Source organism: Streptomyces sp. NPDC096176 (genome assembly GCF_044763255.1).
GTDB lineage: Bacteria > Actinomycetota > Actinomycetes > Streptomycetales > Streptomycetaceae > Streptomyces.
This window is the reverse complement of the sequence record NZ_JBIWFV010000012.1, coordinates 87,210-104,394: the sequence shown is the minus strand read 5'-3', so window position 1 is coordinate 104,394 and position 17,185 is coordinate 87,210. Positions and strand designations below refer to the sequence as shown.

At 71.2% G+C, this 17,185-nt stretch carries 14 protein-coding genes and 1 pseudogene; 13 read left to right on the top strand and 2 right to left on the bottom strand.

What is annotated here, in order from left to right:
• Positions 1-65: 65 nt before the first annotated feature.
• The 7 genes from ACIQ7Q_RS28305 to ACIQ7Q_RS28275 all read left to right on the top strand — a co-directional run bounded on the left by ACIQ7Q_RS28305 (position 66) and on the right by ACIQ7Q_RS28275 (position 9,389).
• Complete coding sequence (locus ACIQ7Q_RS28305; RefSeq protein WP_005319887.1) at positions 66-389, top strand: integration host factor; 324 nt, start codon at positions 66-68, stop codon at positions 387-389.
• Positions 390-427: 38 nt separating this feature from the next.
• On the top strand, positions 428-991 hold the full coding sequence (gmk, locus tag ACIQ7Q_RS28300; RefSeq protein ID WP_403867989.1) for a guanylate kinase: 564 nt from the start codon (positions 428-430) through the stop codon (positions 989-991).
• 42 nt (positions 992-1,033) lie between these two features.
• On the top strand, positions 1,034-1,306 hold the full coding sequence (gene rpoZ / locus ACIQ7Q_RS28295; protein ID WP_005319902.1) for a DNA-directed RNA polymerase subunit omega: 273 nt from the start codon (positions 1,034-1,036) through the stop codon (positions 1,304-1,306).
• 143 nt (positions 1,307-1,449) lie between these two features.
• The gene (gene coaBC, locus ACIQ7Q_RS28290) at positions 1,450-2,652 is read left to right on the top strand and encodes a bifunctional phosphopantothenoylcysteine decarboxylase/phosphopantothenate--cysteine ligase CoaBC (RefSeq protein ID WP_403868311.1); all 1,203 of its coding nucleotides are present in this window, start codon (positions 1,450-1,452) and stop codon (positions 2,650-2,652) included.
• A gap of 272 nt (positions 2,653-2,924) precedes the next feature.
• Entirely contained in the window at positions 2,925-4,133 is a 1,209-nt protein-coding gene (gene metK / locus ACIQ7Q_RS28285; RefSeq protein ID WP_403867987.1) for a methionine adenosyltransferase, read from the top strand.
• A 722-nt stretch (positions 4,134-4,855) separates the two neighbouring features.
• Positions 4,856-7,000 carry a primosomal protein N' gene (locus ACIQ7Q_RS28280; RefSeq protein WP_403867984.1) on the top strand — a complete coding sequence of 715 codons (2,145 nt, stop codon included), beginning with the start codon at positions 4,856-4,858 and terminating at the stop codon, positions 6,998-7,000.
• Positions 7,001-7,373: 373 nt separating this feature from the next.
• Entirely contained in the window at positions 7,374-9,389 is a 2,016-nt protein-coding gene (locus ACIQ7Q_RS28275) for a glycosyltransferase (RefSeq protein WP_403867981.1), read from the top strand.
• 37 nt (positions 9,390-9,426) lie between these two features.
• Here the strand turns inward: ACIQ7Q_RS28275 and ACIQ7Q_RS28270 are convergent.
• Positions 9,427-9,667: pseudogene (locus ACIQ7Q_RS28270) on the bottom strand (hypothetical protein); the annotation flags it as partial.
• 171 nt (positions 9,668-9,838) lie between these two features.
• A complete protein-coding gene (locus tag ACIQ7Q_RS28265) occupies positions 9,839-10,351 on the bottom strand; it encodes a hypothetical protein (protein ID WP_403867978.1) in 513 nt (170 codons plus the stop codon).
• A gap of 231 nt (positions 10,352-10,582) precedes the next feature.
• Between ACIQ7Q_RS28265 and fmt the strand changes: the two genes are divergently transcribed.
• The 6 genes from fmt to ACIQ7Q_RS28235 all read left to right on the top strand — a co-directional run bounded on the left by fmt (position 10,583) and on the right by ACIQ7Q_RS28235 (position 17,126).
• Positions 10,583-11,527 carry a methionyl-tRNA formyltransferase gene (gene fmt / locus ACIQ7Q_RS28260; RefSeq protein ID WP_403867975.1) on the top strand — a complete coding sequence of 315 codons (945 nt, stop codon included), beginning with the start codon at positions 10,583-10,585 and terminating at the stop codon, positions 11,525-11,527.
• Between the two features lie 34 nt (positions 11,528-11,561).
• A complete protein-coding gene (locus ACIQ7Q_RS28255) occupies positions 11,562-12,995 on the top strand; it encodes an RsmB/NOP family class I SAM-dependent RNA methyltransferase (protein ID WP_403867972.1) in 1,434 nt (477 codons plus the stop codon).
• Positions 12,996-13,116: 121 nt separating this feature from the next.
• Positions 13,117-13,377 (top strand): hypothetical protein, encoded by a 261-nt coding sequence (locus tag ACIQ7Q_RS28250; RefSeq protein ID WP_403867969.1) that lies wholly within the window; start codon positions 13,117-13,119, stop codon positions 13,375-13,377.
• Positions 13,378-13,643: 266 nt separating this feature from the next.
• On the top strand, positions 13,644-14,330 hold the full coding sequence (gene rpe, locus ACIQ7Q_RS28245; RefSeq protein WP_403867966.1) for a ribulose-phosphate 3-epimerase: 687 nt from the start codon (positions 13,644-13,646) through the stop codon (positions 14,328-14,330).
• Between the two features lie 110 nt (positions 14,331-14,440).
• Entirely contained in the window at positions 14,441-15,484 is a 1,044-nt protein-coding gene (locus ACIQ7Q_RS28240; RefSeq protein WP_403867963.1) for a sugar-binding transcriptional regulator, read from the top strand.
• A gap of 199 nt (positions 15,485-15,683) precedes the next feature.
• The gene (locus ACIQ7Q_RS28235) at positions 15,684-17,126 is read left to right on the top strand and encodes a GuaB1 family IMP dehydrogenase-related protein (RefSeq protein WP_403867960.1); all 1,443 of its coding nucleotides are present in this window, start codon (positions 15,684-15,686) and stop codon (positions 17,124-17,126) included.
• Positions 17,127-17,185 lie beyond the last annotated feature (59 nt).

Sequence of the window (17,185 nt, the reverse complement as noted above, 5' to 3'; positions counted from 1 at the left end):
GTGTGGGGCGACTAGCTTCCTCACCGGTCCGTATCCGACAGTTCGACATCCGAGGTGACGTAGGCGTGGCTCTTCCGCCCCTTACCCCTGAACAGCGCGCAGCCGCGCTCGAAAAGGCCGCCGCGGCTCGCCGGGAGCGGGCCGAGGTCAAGAATCGACTCAAGCACTCCGGCGCCTCGCTCCACGAGGTCATCAAGCAGGGCCAGGAGAACGACGTCATCGGCAAGATGAAGGTCTCCGCCCTCCTTGAGTCCCTGCCGGGCGTGGGCAAGGTCCGCGCCAAGCAGATCATGGAGAGGCTCGGCATCTCCGAGAGCCGCCGGGTGCGCGGTCTCGGCTCCAACCAGATCGCCTCCCTGGAGCGCGAGTTCGGCGGCGGCGCCGCCTGACGTTCCCGGGCACTCCCGAGAACCTGGATAATCGCTGCATGGCAGCAGAGGTACGTCCGCGGCTGACCGTGCTCTCCGGCCCCTCCGGGGTCGGCAAGAGCACGGTCGTCGCTCATATGCGCAAGGTCCACCCCGACGTCTGGCTCTCGGTGTCGGCGACCACCCGGAAGCCGAGGCCCGGCGAGAAGCACGGAGTCCAGTACTTCTTCGTCACCGACGACGAGTTCGACAAGCTCGTCGCCGGCGACGAACTGCTGGAGTGGGCCGAGTTCGCGGGCAACCGCTACGGCACGCCCCGCCGCGCGGTCCTCGACCGACTCGAGGCGGGCGAACCTGTGCTGCTCGAAATCGACCTCCAGGGCGCCCGGCAGGTCAAGGAATCCATGCCGGAGTCCCAGCTGGTCTTCCTGGCGCCGCCGAGCTGGGAGGAACTGGTCCGCCGTCTCACCGGCCGCGGCACCGAGTCACCGGAGGTCATCGAGCGCCGGCTGACGGTCGCCAAGGTGGAACTGGCGGCCGAGTCCGAGTTCGACACCACCCTGGTCAACACCTCCGTCGAGGACGTGGCGCGTGAGCTGCTAGCCTTGATGGAAGTTGTTTGATCTTTTGTCCGATCTTTCTGCAAGTTCTTCGGAAGGCATAGCGTGTCCTCTTCCATCACCGCGCCCGAGGGCATCATCAACCCTCCGATCGACGAGCTGCTCGAGGCCACCGACTCGAAGTACAGCCTCGTGATCTACGCGGCCAAGCGCGCGCGTCAGATCAACGCGTACTACTCGCAGCTCGGTGAGGGCTTGCTCGAGTACGTCGGTCCCCTGGTGGACACCCACGTCCACGAGAAGCCGCTCTCGATCGCCCTGCGCGAGATCAACGCGGGTCTGCTGACCTCCGAGGCCATCGAGGGCCCGGCCCAGTAGGTAAAAACGTTCTTCACCACAGGCCCGTCGGAGCATCCGCCGGGCCTGTGGTGTGTCATTAGGTCGCACGGACGAGCTCGTACCGATCCGAGTGGGGAGACGCAGTGGACGCGACGGACGCAATGGGCGACGCGAGGGGCACAGTGGGCAGGCCGAGGGTCGTGCTGGGGGTCAGCGGGGGGATCGCCGCCTACAAGGCGTGCGAGCTGCTGCGCCGGCTGACCGAGTCAGGGCACGACGTCAAGGTGGTGCCGACCGCGTCGGCGCTGAACTTCGTCGGCGCCGCGACCTGGTCCGCGCTCTCCGGTCACGACGTCTCCACCGAGGTCTGGTCCGACGTCCACGAGGTTCCCCACGTACGGATCGGGCAGCAGGCCGACCTCGTCGTGGTCGCCCCCGCCACCGCCGACATGCTCGCCAAGGCCGCCCACGGCCTCGCCGACGACCTGCTCACCAACACCCTGCTGACCGCCCGCTGCCCCGTCGTCTTCGCCCCGGCGATGCACACCGAGATGTGGGAGCACCCCGCCACCCAGGAGAACGTCGCGACACTGCGCCGCCGCGGTGCCGTCGTGATCGAGCCCGCGGTCGGCCGGCTCACCGGCGTCGACACCGGCAAGGGCCGGCTGCCGGACCCGGGCGAGATCTTCGAGGTCTGCCGCCGTGTCCTGGCCCGGGGAGTGGCCGCCCCCGACCTTGCCGGCCGACATGTGGTCATCAGCGCGGGCGGCACCCGCGAACCCCTCGACCCGGTCCGCTACCTCGGCAACCGCTCCTCGGGCAAGCAGGGCTACGCCCTCGCCCGAACCGCGGCCGCCCGCGGCGCCCGCGTCACCCTCGTCGAGGCCAACACCGGATTCGCCGATCCAGCCGGCGTCGACGTCGTCCACGTCGGTACGGCGGTGCAACTGCGCGAGGCCGTGCTCAAGGCCGCGGCGGACGCCGACGCGGTCGTCATGGCCGCGGCCGTCGCAGACTTCAGGCCCGCCACCTACGCCGAGGGCAAGATCAAGAAGAAGGACGGCGTCGAGGCCCCCGTCGTCACCCTGGTCCGCAACCCGGACATTCTCGCCGAGATCTCCGCGGAGCGGGCCCGTGCCGACCAGGTGATCGTGGGCTTCGCCGCCGAGACCGACGATGTGCTCGCCAACGGCCGCGACAAGCTCCGCCGCAAGGGCTGCGACCTGCTGGTCGTCAACGAGGTGGGGGAGCGCAAGACGTTCGGCGCCGAGGAGAACGAGGCCGTCGTGCTGGCCGCCGACGGCGGCGAGACGCCGGTGCCGCACGGCCCCAAGGAAGCGCTCGCCGACACGGTCTGGGACCTCGTTGTGCCGCGGCTTGCCTGAGATCCCCGTGAAGTCGGCCTGAACAGAGGGCCACGAACCGGCGACAGGCCGCGCCGAAGAAATTGCGAAATGTGGCGAATCGCTCAGTCCGCAGACGCTATCGTCGTGGTGTCTCGGCCGTGGCCCCCAGGTCAGCGGACTCCCAGCCTGCGAGACAGGGTGTCCGGTGGCGGAGCGCGACCGATAAACTGGTTCGTGGAACGTCGCGGGGCGCAGCCCCCTGCCGGTCCGTCAATGATCAGCCAGCAGCCGCTGCAACCCCAGGGAGCGATGTGTCCCGCCGTCTCTTCACCTCGGAGTCCGTGACCGAGGGTCACCCCGACAAGATCGCCGACCAGATCAGCGACACGATTCTCGACGCCCTGCTGCGGGAGGACCCGACCTCCCGGGTCGCCGTGGAGACCTTGATCACCACCGGCCTGGTGCATGTCGCCGGTGAAGTGACCACCAAGGCGTACGCCGACATCCCCACGCTCGTGCGCAACAAGATCCTCGAGATCGGCTACGACTCGTCGAAGAAGGGCTTCGACGGCGCGTCGTGCGGCGTGTCCGTCTCCATCGGCGCCCAGTCGCCGGACATCGCGCAGGGCGTCGACACCGCCTACGAGAAGCGTGTCGAGGGCGACGAGGACGAGCTCGACAAGCAGGGCGCCGGGGACCAGGGCCTGATGTTCGGGTATGCGTGCGACGAGACGCCCGAGCTGATGCCGCTCCCGATCCACCTCGCGCACCGTCTGTCGCGCCGTCTCTCCGAGGTGCGCAAGAACGGGACCATTCCCTACCTGCGCCCGGACGGCAAGACACAGGTCACCATCGAGTACGACGGCGACAAGGCCGTCCGCCTCGACACCGTCGTCGTTTCGTCGCAGCACGCGTCCGACATCGACCTGGACTCGTTGCTCGCCCCCGACATTCGTGAGTTCGTCGTCGAGTACGTGCTCGCGCAGCTCGTGGAGGACGGCATCAAGCTCGACACCGAGGGCTACCGCCTGCTGGTGAACCCGACCGGCCGTTTCGAGATCGGCGGCCCGATGGGCGACGCCGGCCTCACCGGCCGCAAGATCATCATCGACACGTACGGCGGCATGGCCCGCCACGGTGGCGGCGCGTTCTCCGGCAAGGACCCGTCCAAGGTCGACCGCTCCGCCGCGTACGCGATGCGCTGGGTCGCCAAGAACGTCGTCGCCGCCGGCCTCGCCGCCCGCTGCGAGGTCCAGGTCGCCTACGCGATCGGCAAGGCCGAGCCCGTCGGCCTGTTCGTCGAGACCTTCGGCACGGCCACCGTCGACGTCGAGAAGATCGAGCAGGCCATCGGTGAGGTCTTCGACCTGCGCCCGGCCGCGATCATCCGCGACCTCGACCTGCTCCGGCCGATCTACGCCCAGACCGCGGCGTACGGCCACTTCGGCCGCGAGCTTCCCGACTTCACGTGGGAGCGCACGGACCGCGTGGGCGCGCTGCGCGCAGCAGCGGGTCTGTAAGCCTCCGGCTTCCGCGCGGCGGGCCTCCGGGTTTGCACGGCGAGGGCCCTGGACCGATCGGTCCAGGGCCCTCGCCGTTGCTGTGCTCCGGCGTGGGGGAGGCTGGGGCGGGGCGGTGGTGACCGGGCCGGCTGGGGAGTCGGCCCGGCCACCCCGAGCGGCCGGGCCCCGGGCCGGCTGTCCCCCTGCCCGGCCTTGAGCCCGGCCGGGGAAGCAGAGGCGGGTCGGACTGGCGGAGCCTGCACCGGGCCCCGAGGGGGTGGGCTGCGGGGGCTGTTCCGGACCCGCGTCCGGGCCGGGGGCCCAGGATGCGCGGGCCGGTGGCGCGTGCCGTGGGCACGGGCCCCGAGTCTGGTTAGGCGGGTCGGGCGCGCGCTGGCGGAGCCTGCACCGGGCCCCGAGGGGGGTGGCGGCTGTGGCTGCGGCGCTGTTCCGGACCCGCGTCCGGGCCGGGGGCTGCCGCGGGGCGGGCCGGTGGCGCGTGCCGTGGGCCCGGGCGGGCTGTCGGAGGTCCGGTCTCCGAGTTCGGACGGGGGCTCCAAGGCTCTTGAAGCCCGGGCGGGCGAGGGTTGGGCTGGTGGAGCCTACCCGGCCCCAAGGGGGGCTGCGGGGCTGTCCACGGTCGCCAAGGGCGGGCGGGAGGCTCCGGCAGGGCCCGCCCGCTTGTCATGCACCGAGCCCGGGCGGGCCGGGGTGTCAGTGGTCTCTGGCAGGATTTGGCTGTGAGCAGCGAAGACAAGCAGCCCTCAGAGCCCACCGGCGACGGGCCCGAGCAGCTTGCGCTCATCCGGGAAACCGTCCGCAGCGCCAAGGTGCCGAAGGCCAAGCCGCGTACCTGGCGCGGGGCGGCGCTCGCCAAGGAGCTGCCCGTCGCGCGCGTCATGGTCAACAAGGGCGTGCTCCACCTCGACCAATTCTTCGACTACGCGGTGCCCGAGGAGCTCGATGCCGACGCCCAACCGGGCGTTCGCGTGCGGGTGCGCTTCGGGGCCGGCGCGCACCGGGTGCGTGACGGACGCCGCGAAGGCGGCGGGCTCATCGACGGCTTCCTCATAGAGCGGCGTACCGAGTCCGACTACAACGGCGCCCTCGCCGCCCTCGCCTACGTCGTTTCGCCCGAACCGGTGCTCAGCCCCGAGATCCTCTCCCTCGCCCGCGCGGTCGCCGACCGGTACGCGGGCAGCCTCGCCGACGTGCTCCAGCTCGCCGTGCCGCCGAGGAACGGCCGCGCGGAGGCCAAGCCCTCGCCGGACCCCCTGCCGCCGCCGGCCGCGCCCGAGGCCGGCACCTGGGAGCGGTACGGGCGGGGACCGGCCTTCATCGAGTCGTTGGCGGCCGGCGGAGCGCCGCGCGCGGTCTGGACCGCGCTGCCCGGTCCGCACTGGCCCGAGGAGCTGGCGCGCGCCGTCGCGGCGACCCTCGCGTCGGGGCGGGGCGCGCTCGTCGTCGTGCCCGATGGCCGGCGGGCCTCACGTGTCGACGCCGCCCTCACCGCGCTGCTCGGCGAAGGACACCACACGCTGCTGACCGCCGAATCCGGGCCCGAGCAGCGGTACCGGCAGTGGCTCGCGGTGCGGCGGGGCTCCGTCCGCGCGGTGGTCGGGACGCGGGCCGCCATGTTCGCTCCCGTACGGGACCTGGGGCTGGTCGTCGTCTGGGACGACGGGGACTCCAGCCACAGCGACGACAACGCCCCGTTCCCGCACGTGCGGGAGGTCCTCGAGCTACGCGCGGGCCACGACAAGTGCGCCTTCCTGCTCGGCAGCACGGCCTGCACCGTCGAGGCGGCCCAGCTGGTGGAGAGCGGCTGGGCCGCACCACTGGTCGCGGACCGGTCGCAGGTACGGGCCCTCGCGCCCCTGGTTCGGACTGTGGGGGACCAAGACCTGGCGCGCGACGAGGCGGCCCGCGCCGCCCGGCTGCCGAGCATCGCCTGGCAGGCCGTCAGGGACGGGCTCGCGAACGGTCCCGTCCTCGTCCAGGTGCCCCGGCGCGGCTACGTCCCGAGGCTCGCGTGCGAACGGTGCCGTACGCCCGCCCGCTGCCGCCACTGCGCCGGCCCTCTCGAGGCGTCCGACGAGCGCGACCTGCGATGCGGCTGGTGCGGGGCCGGCGAGCCGGAATGGCACTGCGCCGAATGCGGGGCGTGCCGCCTGCGGGCGCAGATAGTCGGGGCGCGGCGCACGGCGGAGGAACTCGGCCGCGCGTTTCCGGCGGTGCCGGTGCGCACCTCCGGCCGCGACCACATCCTCGACACCGTCCCGTCCAGGCCCGCGCTCGTCGTCTCCACGCCAGGCGCGGAGCCGGTGCCCGAAGGCGTCGGCTACGCGGCGGCGCTGCTCCTCGACGGCTGGGCGATGCTCGGCCGCCCCGACCTCCGCGCCGGCGAGGAAGCGCTGCGCCGCTGGATCGGCGCGGCCTCGCTGGTGCGGCCGCAGTCGGAGGGCGGCACGGTCGTCGTGGTCGCCGAACCGACACTGCGTCCCGTACAGGCGCTGGTGCGCTGGGACCCGGTGGGGCACGCGCTGCGGGAGTTGGCGGAGCGGGCCGAACTGGGCTTTCCGCCGGTGTCCCGGATGGCGGAGGTCATCGGGAACGCGTCCGCCGTGTCGGCGTTCGTGGCCCAGGCGGAGTTGCCCGCGGAGGCGGAAGTGCTCGGGCCGGTGCCGCTGCCGGAGGTGCTCGGGCGGGCGCGCCGGTCCGGGGATCCTTTGCCGGGGGAGCGGTGGGAGCGGGCGCTGGTGCGTGTGCCGCCGGGCAAGGGGGCTGCGCTGGCGGCGGCACTCAAGTCGGCGCAGGCCTCCCGCTTGGCGCGGGGCGGCCCGGACCAGGTGCGACTGCGCGTCGATCCGCCGGACATCGGCTGACGGCCCGGATTCCTCGTGCTCGAGCGGAGAGTCCGGACGACGCGCCTCCGGCCGATCCGACCGCCCGCGCGTCACACCTGGGGGGTGCCCGGATCCCTCCCAGGACGCCCCTTTACGACGGTCGGCGGATCAGCCACCGGTGCCTGCGCGACTGTGGCTTGGCGTAACATCACGAGACTCACCGACACGGACGGGCCGCCCTCCGCAGCGGCGCCCGGGGGGCCGTGCTGCTGACTCCGAGGCCCGGACCCGCATCGGCGACGAGTCCCAGAACCTCTCGGGAACGAGAGGGCCCACCGCGCACCCCAGGCAGGTCCTGGCGGCGCTCTGTGTCTCGGCGGAACGGCGAGGCACTTGGACGAGGAGAAGGTTCGTGACCACGCCCGACATATCCGTGATCATCGGCGCCTACAACGCCATGCCGTATCTGACGCGGACCCTTACGTCCGTGATCGGACAGTCGCTCGGGATGGAGCGGCTGGAGGTCATCGCGGTGAACGACGGCTCGACCGACGCCACGGGCGACGAGTTGGAGCGCTTCGCGGCCGCGCACCCTGAGCGTTTCACGGTCATTCACCAGGAGAACTCCGGCGGGCCGTCCGCCCCGCGCAATGTGGGAATCGAGCACGCAAGGGGTCGGTTCGTCTTCTTCCTCGACGCCGACGACTATCTGGGCGAAGAAGCGCTGGAACGGATGCTCGCCGCCGCGGAGACCAACCGGACCGATGTGGTGCTGGGCCGCATGGTCGGTGTGAACGGACGCGGTGCCCCCGCGTCGATGTTCGTCCGCAACCAACCGCGCACGGATGTCTTCAACTCTCGTGTGTACTGGGCGCTCAACCCGCTCAAGCTGTTCCGCAGGGACCTGATCGAGCGCCACGGCCTACGCTTCCCGACCGGCTTCAAGGTGTGTGAGGACCAGTTCTTCACAGCCCTCGCCTATCTCCACGCCGACGGGATCTCGGTGGTCGCCGACTACGACTGCCTCTTCATCGTCAAGCGGGACGACGGTCAGAACATCACCGTGACCACCCGCGGGGCCGAACAGCGCATCCAGACGCTCAAGATGATGATCGACCTCGTCGAGGAACACGTGGAACCCGGTCCCGCCCGCGACAGTCTGCTGAACAGGCACCTGTCGATCGACCTGTTCCACGCGCTGATCCACCTGGCGAAAGAATCCGAGCGATCGGTCCAGGAGAAGGGTCTGGGGCAGCTGCGCGAGCTTCTGTCGCGCATGTACACGCCCACCCTCAGACAGAGAGTCGGTGCCATCACAAGAACCAGATGCGAGTTCGTCGAACGGGGATTGCTCGACGAACTCATCGAACTGGAGAAGGCGGACGAGGAGCACCGTTCGCGCGGCACCTATCCCGACGTCCTCGTCGAAGCGGGCCGTGCCTACGCCCGACTCCCGTTCTTCCGCGACAGCTCACGTGGCGTGCCGGACGAGTGCTACGAGATCACGCGAGAGCTCCAGGTGCGCCACCGGCTCGACGCGGTCTCCCTCGACAGGGACGGCCTGCACATCGCCGGCCATGCCTACCTGCGGCGCGTCGCAGTCCCGCACCACAACACGGAACTTGTACTGCGTGAGCGCAGCACCAGGGTGGAACACCGGTTTCCCGCCCGGACGGTGCCCGCGCCCGGCATCGGCGCCGACGAGGACGCCGGCATCTTCGACTACACGGCTGCGGGTTTCGCCGTGACGATCGACCTGGCCACTGCGGCCGACGGCGAACGGCTGCCGCGAGGACTGTGGGACGTGTCCGTCTCCCTCGACGTCGAGGGGATCACCAAGGAGATCCGTTTCGGGAACCGGCGTGACCCGGACATCGCCAACACACCGCAGACGCATGTCTTCGACATCGGTGGGCAGTACACGGCGGCGGCGCTGTACTACACCCACCCCTACGACAACCTGACCATGGACGTCGGTGAGAACAAGCATCGGGTCGCGGACAAGGTGCATGTCGACAACGTCGCGTGGACCCCGGCCGGAGAACTCGAAGTCACCGGCTCCTGGACGCTTGCGTCGATGCCCGAAGACGCCCTGCGCCTGCGCCTGACGAACCGGGATGCGGCAATGACCGAGGACGCGGCGGTGGCCGAGTTCGCGGCCTCCCCCCACGGCCGGAGCGGATTCCGGGTCATCGCGAGCCTTTCGAATCTTCCGGCCGGCACATGGACGGCGCAGATGTGCCTGGGCGGCGGCAGCCGGGCCCGCCTGCTCGGAGCCGTTCCCGAGCAGGCGGGCCTGCCGGCCATGCGCCGGCGCCGTCGTGGCCTGCCCTGGTACGCGAAGCCCGTGAAGGCAGGCAAGGACCTGGCGCTGCGCATCGACCGGGTCCGACTCACCGCCGCCGTGACCAACCGCCTCAAGCGGTAGACGAAAGGCCTCCTTGGCTGACACGGCGGCCGCTTGGCGCTTGGCGCCTGGCGCCGTAACGGCGGTGGAGGGCCTGGTTGGTGACGCCGAGGGCGGAGCCGACCGCGTCCCAGGAGAAGCCAGGGAGCGGTCGAAGTCCACGGCCGCGGTCACGAGGGTCTCGACGCTGTCCCGCAGTTCCTGGGCGAGGCGGACGGCCGGGGCCGGGGCTCGATGTCTCGCACCAACAGGTGCGGACTCGCCCGGGCTTGGGCGTCGTGGGTTGTGTGGTCGGCCATCGCCAAGCCTCTCGAACCGGCGATGAAGAAGGGTTCGGGCCGCACCCGGGGACAGAGTTGGACATTCCAGACGGAGGGCGGCGTGGACCACATCTGCGGCAACCCTGCAAGACCGCTTGACTCCCTGCCCGCTCGGAGCGGCCTCGACCGCTCCGAGCGGGCAGGGTCGCGTCAGCCGTTGCGAGGGCCGGGGAAGGTGTTCGGGCGGGAGTCCGTCGGCTGGGGCGGCATCGAGCGGGCCGCCGGGACCGCAGGGACGGCGGACAGCCCGGGAGGTGCGGGCAGCGTACGTGTCGCGGCGGCCCCCTCCGCCTCCGTGGCAGGCGCCGCGGCCGCCTGGCGCCTGGCGCCGTAACGGCGGTGGACGGCCTGCTTGGTGACGCCGAGGGCGGAGCCGACCGCGTCCCAGGAGAAGCCGAGGGAGCGGTCGAAGTCCACGGCCGCGGTCACGAGGGTCTCGACACTGTCCCGCAGTTCCTGGGCGAGACGGACGGTCGGGGCCGGGGCCCGGCCGTAGACGACGAAGCCCGTGGAGGGGCCGGAGCGGCGCGGGCGGTAGACATTCCCCAGCTGGGCGGTGAGCGTGCGCAATGCGTCCACCTGCCGGCGGACCCGCTCGATGTCTCGCACCAACAGGTGCAGACTCGCCCGGGCTTGGGCGTCGTGGGTTGCGTGGTCGGCCATTGACAAGCCTCTCGAACCGGCGATGAAGAAGGGTTCGGGCCGCATACGGGGCGGCCCACTTTGGTCAATCTCTCTTGACCAACGCGTCGGCGGGCGATCTGGTCACGCTTCGAGGCGTATGTGCATATGCGCGGGGCGCACACTCCTCCGCACGCCCCCTACGGACAGGGCTCATAGACTGGTGTGCTGCTCGTCACCGCACACACCAGTCTGAGAGGCAGTCAGCCACCGATGAAGCTCGTCTTCGCAGGTACCCCCGAGGTCGCCGTCCCCGCACTGGACGCTCTGATCGCCTCCGACCGCCACGAGGTCGCCGCCGTGGTGACCCGACCGGACGCCCCCGCGGGCCGGGGTCGGCGGCTGGTCGCCAGCCCTGTCGCCGAGCGCGCCGCCGACGCCGGGATCGAGGTGCTCAAGCCGGTGCGGCCGCGCGACGAGGAGTTCCTGGCGCGGCTGCGGGAGATCGCACCGGACTGCTGCCCGGTCGTCGCCTACGGCGCGCTGCTGCCCAAGGTGGCCCTCGACGTGCCGGCCCGCGGCTGGGTGAACCTGCACTTCTCGCTGCTGCCCGCCTGGCGGGGCGCCGCGCCCGTGCAGCACGCGATTCTGGCCGGGGACGAGATGACCGGCGCCTCGACGTTCCAGATCGAGGAGGGGCTCGACTCCGGCCCGGTCTATGGGGTGATCACCGAGCCCGTGCGCCCCACGGACACCAGCGGCGACCTGCTGACCCGGCTGGCCTTCGCCGGTGCGGGGCTTCTCGCGGCGACCATGGACGGCATCGAGGACGGCACGCTGCACGCCGTCCCGCAGCCCGCGGACGGCGTCACCCTCGCACCGAAGATCACCGTCGAGAACGCGCACGTCGACTGGAGGGCCCCCGCGCTCCGCGTCGACCGTGTCGTACGTGGCTGCACGCCCGCGCCGGGCGCGTGGACGGTCTTCCGGGGCGAGCGCCTCAAGCTGATCCAGGTCGGGATCCTGGCGGACCGCAAGGATCTCGGGCCGGGCGAACTCGACGCCGGCAAGAACCATGTGCACGTCGGAACCGGATCCCATGCGGTCGAGCTCCTGTGGGTGCAGCCGCAGGGCAAGAAGCCGATGCGGGCCGCCGACTGGGCGCGCGGCGTGCGGATTGCCCCGGGAGAGCGCGTCGGCGCGGCGGACGTAGGCTGAGAGCGTTCAGCCCTCTTCGAACGCGGAGCACCTTTTGAGCGAGCAGTCCCGTCGCCGTCCCTCCCGGCCCCACCGCCGTCCCAAGAAAGATCCCGTGCGGATTCTCGCCTTCGAGGCGCTGCGAGCGGTCGACGAGCGGGACGCGTACGCCAACCTCGTCCTGCCGCCGCTGCTGAAGAAGGCGCGCGAGAAGGACGACTTCGACGGGCGTGACGCGGCGCTGGCGACGGAGCTGGTGTACGGGACGCTGCGCCACCAGGGCACGTACGACGCGATCATCGCGGCCTGCATCGACCGGCCGCTGCGCGAGGTCGACCCGCCGGTGCTCGACGTGCTCGCGCTCGGTGCGCACCAGCTGCTGGGGACCCGTATCCCGACCCACGCCGCGGTGTCGGCGAGTGTGGAGCTGGCGCGGGTGGTGCTCGGCGACGGGCGCGCGAAGTTCGTGAACGCCGTGCTGCGCAAGATCTCGCAGGACGATCTGAACGCCTGGCTGGAGCGGGTCGCGCCGCCCTACGACAAGGACGCGGAGGACCACCTCGCGGTCGTCCACTCCCACCCCCGATGGGTTGTCTCGGCGCTGTGGGACTCGCTCGGCGGCGGCCGCGCCGGCATCGAGGACCTGCTGGAGGCCGACAACGAGCGGCCCGAGGTGACACTGGTGGCCCGCCCGGGCCGTTCGACCACGGACGAGCTGCTGGACGTGCTGGGCGAGGACTCCGCGCTGCCCGGGCGCTGGTCTCCCTACGCCGTCCGCCTTGCCGAGGGCGGCGAGCCCGGCGCGATCGGGCCCGTACGGGAGGGACGGGCCGGCGTCCAGGACGAGGGCAGCCAGCTCGTGGCGATCGCGCTGGCGAACGCACCGCTGGAGGGTGCCGACGAGCGCTGGCTCGACGGCTGCGCGGGACCGGGCGGCAAGGCGGCGCTGCTCGGCGCGCTCGCCGCGGAGCGGGGCGCGTCGCTGCTGGCGTCGGAGAAGCAGCCGCACCGGGCCCGACTGGTCGAGCGCGCGCTGACCGGCAACCCCGGCCCGTACCAGGTGATCACGGCCGACGGCACGCGCCCGCCCTGGCGGGAGGGCGTCTTCGACCGGGTGCTCGTCGACGTGCCGTGCTCGGGCCTCGGTGCGCTGAGGCGACGCCCGGAGGCCCGCTGGCGCCGGCGCCCCGAGGACCTCGAAGGGTTCGCACCGCTGCAACGCGGTCTGCTGCGTGAGGCGTTGAAGGCCGTCCGTGTCGGCGGCGTGGTGGGTTACGCGACCTGCTCGCCGCATCTCGCAGAGACGCGGGTCGTCGTGGACGATGTCCTGCGCGGGCGGGGTGGCCCGGCCGCGCAGGCGGAATGGGTGGACGCCCGTCCACTGATGCCGGGCGTGCCCGGGCTGGGCGACGGACCCGACGTGCAGCTGTGGCCGCATCTGCACGGGACGGACGCGATGTACCTGGCGCTGCTGCGGCGGACCGCGTAGGCGGCGGGTTCTGCGGCCCTGCGTGCGTCTGTAGGGCCTCGTCTTCCCTCGTTCGACTGACCACGTCAGCCCAGTCGTGGGCACACAACATCGTCGGCGGGAGCGGCAGGGCCCGCCCACCATGACGCGCACCAACAAGGACACCGGTCAGGGCGGGCACTCGATGAGCTGCTCATGGGCAAAGGAGTACGACGCCGCTGCCTTGGCCAAGGACTTGACGGACAACCTCCAGGTTCCGGCTGAGCTGGCAAAGGAGACGGCCGGCCGCGTGGACGGGACCATGAGGGACAGCATCCTTGAGCTGTACCGCTCCGCTCTTACGGTGGGCGCGGAGTGGGAACCGGATCTCGCGAACCTGTCCGCCCCGTCCCTGGTGTTCTGAGGGGCGCTGGACCCGGTCTGCCCTGTGGAATTCGGCGAGAGAACCTGCAGGCCGGCCCGTACCGAGCTGCGGCGGCGCACACCGTGCCGGCCGAGGTGACCACGACGGTGGTTGCCTCGACGTATCGTTCCTGGCCCCGCCCGGCGAAGAACACGGACCGAAACATCCGGGATTGCGGTGGACTGAGCCGATCCGCCGCGTCCTTGGTCCGTACCGAGTGCGGTCCCGGGGAGGGGAAGCGCCTGTGGACGTGGCAGGCTTGGCCCATGGCCGTTCAGATCAATCCCAGCATTCTCTCCGCGGACTTCTCCCGCCTGGCGGAAGAGGCGAAGGCCGTCGAGGGCGCCGACTGGCTCCACGTCGACGTGATGGACAACCACTTCGTGCCCAACCTCACGCTGGGCGTGCCGATCGTGGAGTCGTTGGCGAAGGCGACGGACACCCCCCTGGACTGTCATCTCATGATCGAGGATCCCGACCGCTGGGCTCCCCAGTACGTCGAGGCCGGCGCCGGTTCCGTCACGTTCCACGTCGAGGCCGCCGCGGCTCCCGTACGTCTGGCGCGTGAGATCCGGGCCAAGGGTGCGCGGGCGTCGATGGCGCTCAAGCCGGCCACGCCCATCGAGCCGTACGAGGATCTGCTCTCCGAGCTCGACATGCTCCTGATCATGACGGTGGAGCCGGGCTTCGGCGGGCAGGCCTTCCTCGACATCATGCTGCCGAAGATCCGCCGTACCCGTGAGCTCATCTCCAAGCACGGCCTCCAGCTGTGGCTGCAGATCGACGGCGGAGTGTCGGCGTCCACCATCGAGCAGTGCGCCGAGGCAGGAGCGGATGTCTTCGTGGCGGGCTCCGCGGTCTACAACGCGGACGATCCGGCCGCGGCGGTCCGGATGCTCCGGGAGCAGGCGACGGCGGCGACGGCCTCTGCGGCCTGGGCGTGCGGCCACTGAACCACGGCCGCGCTTGTTCAACCGATGTTGGCCCGACGGGGCTGATCAAGGACCGACGGATCTGACAGGATGGCGGATCCGGAGTGTGTGCAGCGGTAAGTGTGTACGGCATGAACAGCAGTGAGGAGATCTCGGTGTCTGCTAGGTGGGCGGGACGGTCTGCCCTGCGGATGGGACCCGCCGAGCTTGTGCAGGCGGCGGCCATGGCCCGCCGCTTCTACCTCGAGGGCAAGTCCAAGATCCAGATCGCGGAGGAGTTCGGCGTCAGCCGCTTCAAGGTCGCGAGGGTCCTCGAGACGGCGCTCGAGCGCGATCTCGTACGAATCGAGATCCGTGTCCCCGCGGAGCTGGACGCCGAGCGCTCCGACGCGCTGCGCGCCCGCTTCGGACTGCGGCACGCGGTCGTCGTCGAGTCCCCGGCCGAGGCCGCGGACGAGTCGCCCGACCCGGAGAACCTGGGAGAGGTCGCGGCCGACCTGCTGGGCGAGCTGGTCGCAGAGGGCGATGTGCTGGGTCTGGCCTGGGGCAGGTCCACCATCCACATGGCTGCCGCCCTTGACCGGCTGCCGCCATGCACGGTCGTCCAGCTCACCGGTGTGTACGACGCGGGGACCGCGGAGCGGGGATCCGTCGAGGCCGTACGAAGAGCGGCGCAGGTCTCCGGAGGCGAGGCGCACCCCATCTACGCCCCGATGCTGCTGCCCGACCCCGCGACTGCCGCGGCTCTGCGCCATCAGACGGGTATCGCGCGGGCTTTTGAATACTTCGACAAGGTGACCGTCGCCTGCGTGTCGATCGGCTCCTGGGAGCCCGGCATCTCGACCGTCCACGACATGCTCTCCGACGAGGAGCGCGCCCACTACGCATCACTGGGTGTGGCCGCCGAGATGTCGGCTCACCTGTTCGACACCCAGGGCCGCCGGGTCGGCCGTGACCTGGGGGAGCGTTGCATCACCGTCGAGGCCGACCGGCTGCGCCGTATCCCGGAGGTCGTGGCCATCGCGGGCGGTGCCCGCAAGGCGGAGGCGATCGGGGCGGTGCTCCGTTCCGGCCTGGTCACCAGCCTGGTGACGGACACGGCCGCGGCCGATCTGCTGCTGACCGCGGCCCCCGGGCCGCGTCCGGCTCTGGAGCGCGCGGACCCGGACGACTGACGGACCCTGGAACGCGGGGATCCGGGCGACGGACCGGCCCTCCGCGTCCTGCTTGGATGATCGCACCAGCACGTCCCCTCTGACCTGGACGATGGTCCCGGGGCGGTCCGGGGGATCGGCATGGGAGAATGAAGTACGTGCGTTTTCCTCCGGCTGTATCGCCGGGGGGCCAACTCCGATCGACTGGGATGTTCTGCACGTGCGTTTCCTCAATGACATCAAGCCGCCGTACGACCTGACGTACGACGATGTGTTCATGGTTCCGAGCCGCTCGGCCGTCGGTTCGCGGCAGGGCGTGGATCTTTCCTCCCCGGACGGGACCGGCACGACCGTGCCGCTGGTCGTCGCCAACATGACCGCCATCGCCGGCCGCCGGATGGCCGAGACCGTCGCACGACGCGGTGGGCTGGTCGTCATTCCGCAGGACATCCCGATCGAGGTCGTCACCGACGTCATCTCCTGGGTCAAGACCCGGCACCATGTGCTGGACACCCCGATCATCCTGGAGCCCCACCAGACCGTCGCCGACGCGCTGTCCCTGCTGCCCAAGCGGGCGCACGGCGCGGGTGTCGTCGTGGACGAGGACCGCAGGCCGGTCGGCATCGTCACCGACCACGACCTGGCCGGCGTCGACCGCTTCACCCAGCTGTCCGAGGTCATGTCCAAGGACCTGCTCCTGCTCGACGCGGACATCGACCCGCGCGAGGCGTTCAACACCCTCGACGCCGCCAACCGGCGTTACGCCCCCGCAGTGGACGGCGACGGCAGGCTGGCCGGTGTGCTGACCCGCAAGGGCGCGCTGCGCGCGACCCTGTACACGCCCGCGGTCGACGCCCACGGCAAGCTGCGCATCGCCGCGGCGGTCGGCATCAACGGCGATGTGGCGGGCAAGGCGAAGCAGCTGCTCGACGCGGGCGTCGACACGCTTGTCGTCGACACCGCGCACGGCCACCAGGAGTCGATGATCAGCGCGGTCAAGGCCGTTCGGGCGCTCGACCCGCAGGTCCCGATCGTCGCGGGCAACGTCGTCGCCGCCGAGGGTGTCCGTGACCTGATCGAGGCCGGCGCCGACATCATCAAGGTCGGCGTGGGCCCCGGCGCCATGTGCACCACCCGCATGATGACCGGCGTCGGCCGGCCGCAGTTCTCGGCCGTCCTCGAATGTGCCGCGGAGGCCAGGAAGTTCGGCAAGCACGTCTGGGCCGACGGCGGTGTCCGCCACCCGCGCGACGTGGCGATGGCCCTGGCCGCGGGCGCGGCGAACGTCATGATCGGCTCGTGGTTCGCCGGGACGTACGAGTCCCCGGGCGACCTCCAGCAGGCCCCCGACGGCCGGTTCTACAAGGAGTCCTTCGGCATGGCGTCCGCGCGTGCCGTGCGCAACCGCACCAGCGAGGAGTCCGCGTACGACCGGGCGCGCAAGGGTGTGTTCGAGGAGGGGATCTCGCACTCGCGGATGTACCTCGACCCGAGCCGTCCGGGCGTTGAGGACCTGATCGACTCGATCATCGCGGGCGTACGCTCCTCGTGCACGTACGCCGGCGCGGGCTCACTCGAGGAGTTCGCGGAGAAGGCGATCGTCGGCATCCAGAGCGCCGCCGGTTACGCGGAGGGCAAGCCCCTGCACGCCAGCTGGAGCTGACACTCGGTCATGTCGTGTCCGGCCCTCGCGCACGCGGGGGCCGGACGTACTGTTTCAGG

Bases quoted from the DNA above. Each gene is read 5' to 3' on its own strand.
- gmk (WP_403867989.1), top strand. From the start codon at position 428: ATGGCAGCAGAGGTACGTCCGCGGCTGACCGTGCTCTCCGGCCCCTCC.
- ACIQ7Q_RS28265 (WP_403867978.1), bottom strand. From the start codon at position 10,351: ATGGCCGACCACGCAACCCACGACGCCCAAGCCCGGGCGAGTCTGCAC.
- fmt (WP_403867975.1), top strand. From the start codon at position 10,583: ATGAAGCTCGTCTTCGCAGGTACCCCCGAGGTCGCCGTCCCCGCACTG.
- ACIQ7Q_RS28250 (WP_403867969.1), top strand. From the start codon at position 13,117: ATGACGCGCACCAACAAGGACACCGGTCAGGGCGGGCACTCGATGAGC.
- rpe (WP_403867966.1), top strand. From the start codon at position 13,644: ATGGCCGTTCAGATCAATCCCAGCATTCTCTCCGCGGACTTCTCCCGC.
- ACIQ7Q_RS28240 (WP_403867963.1), top strand. From the start codon at position 14,441: ATGAACAGCAGTGAGGAGATCTCGGTGTCTGCTAGGTGGGCGGGACGG.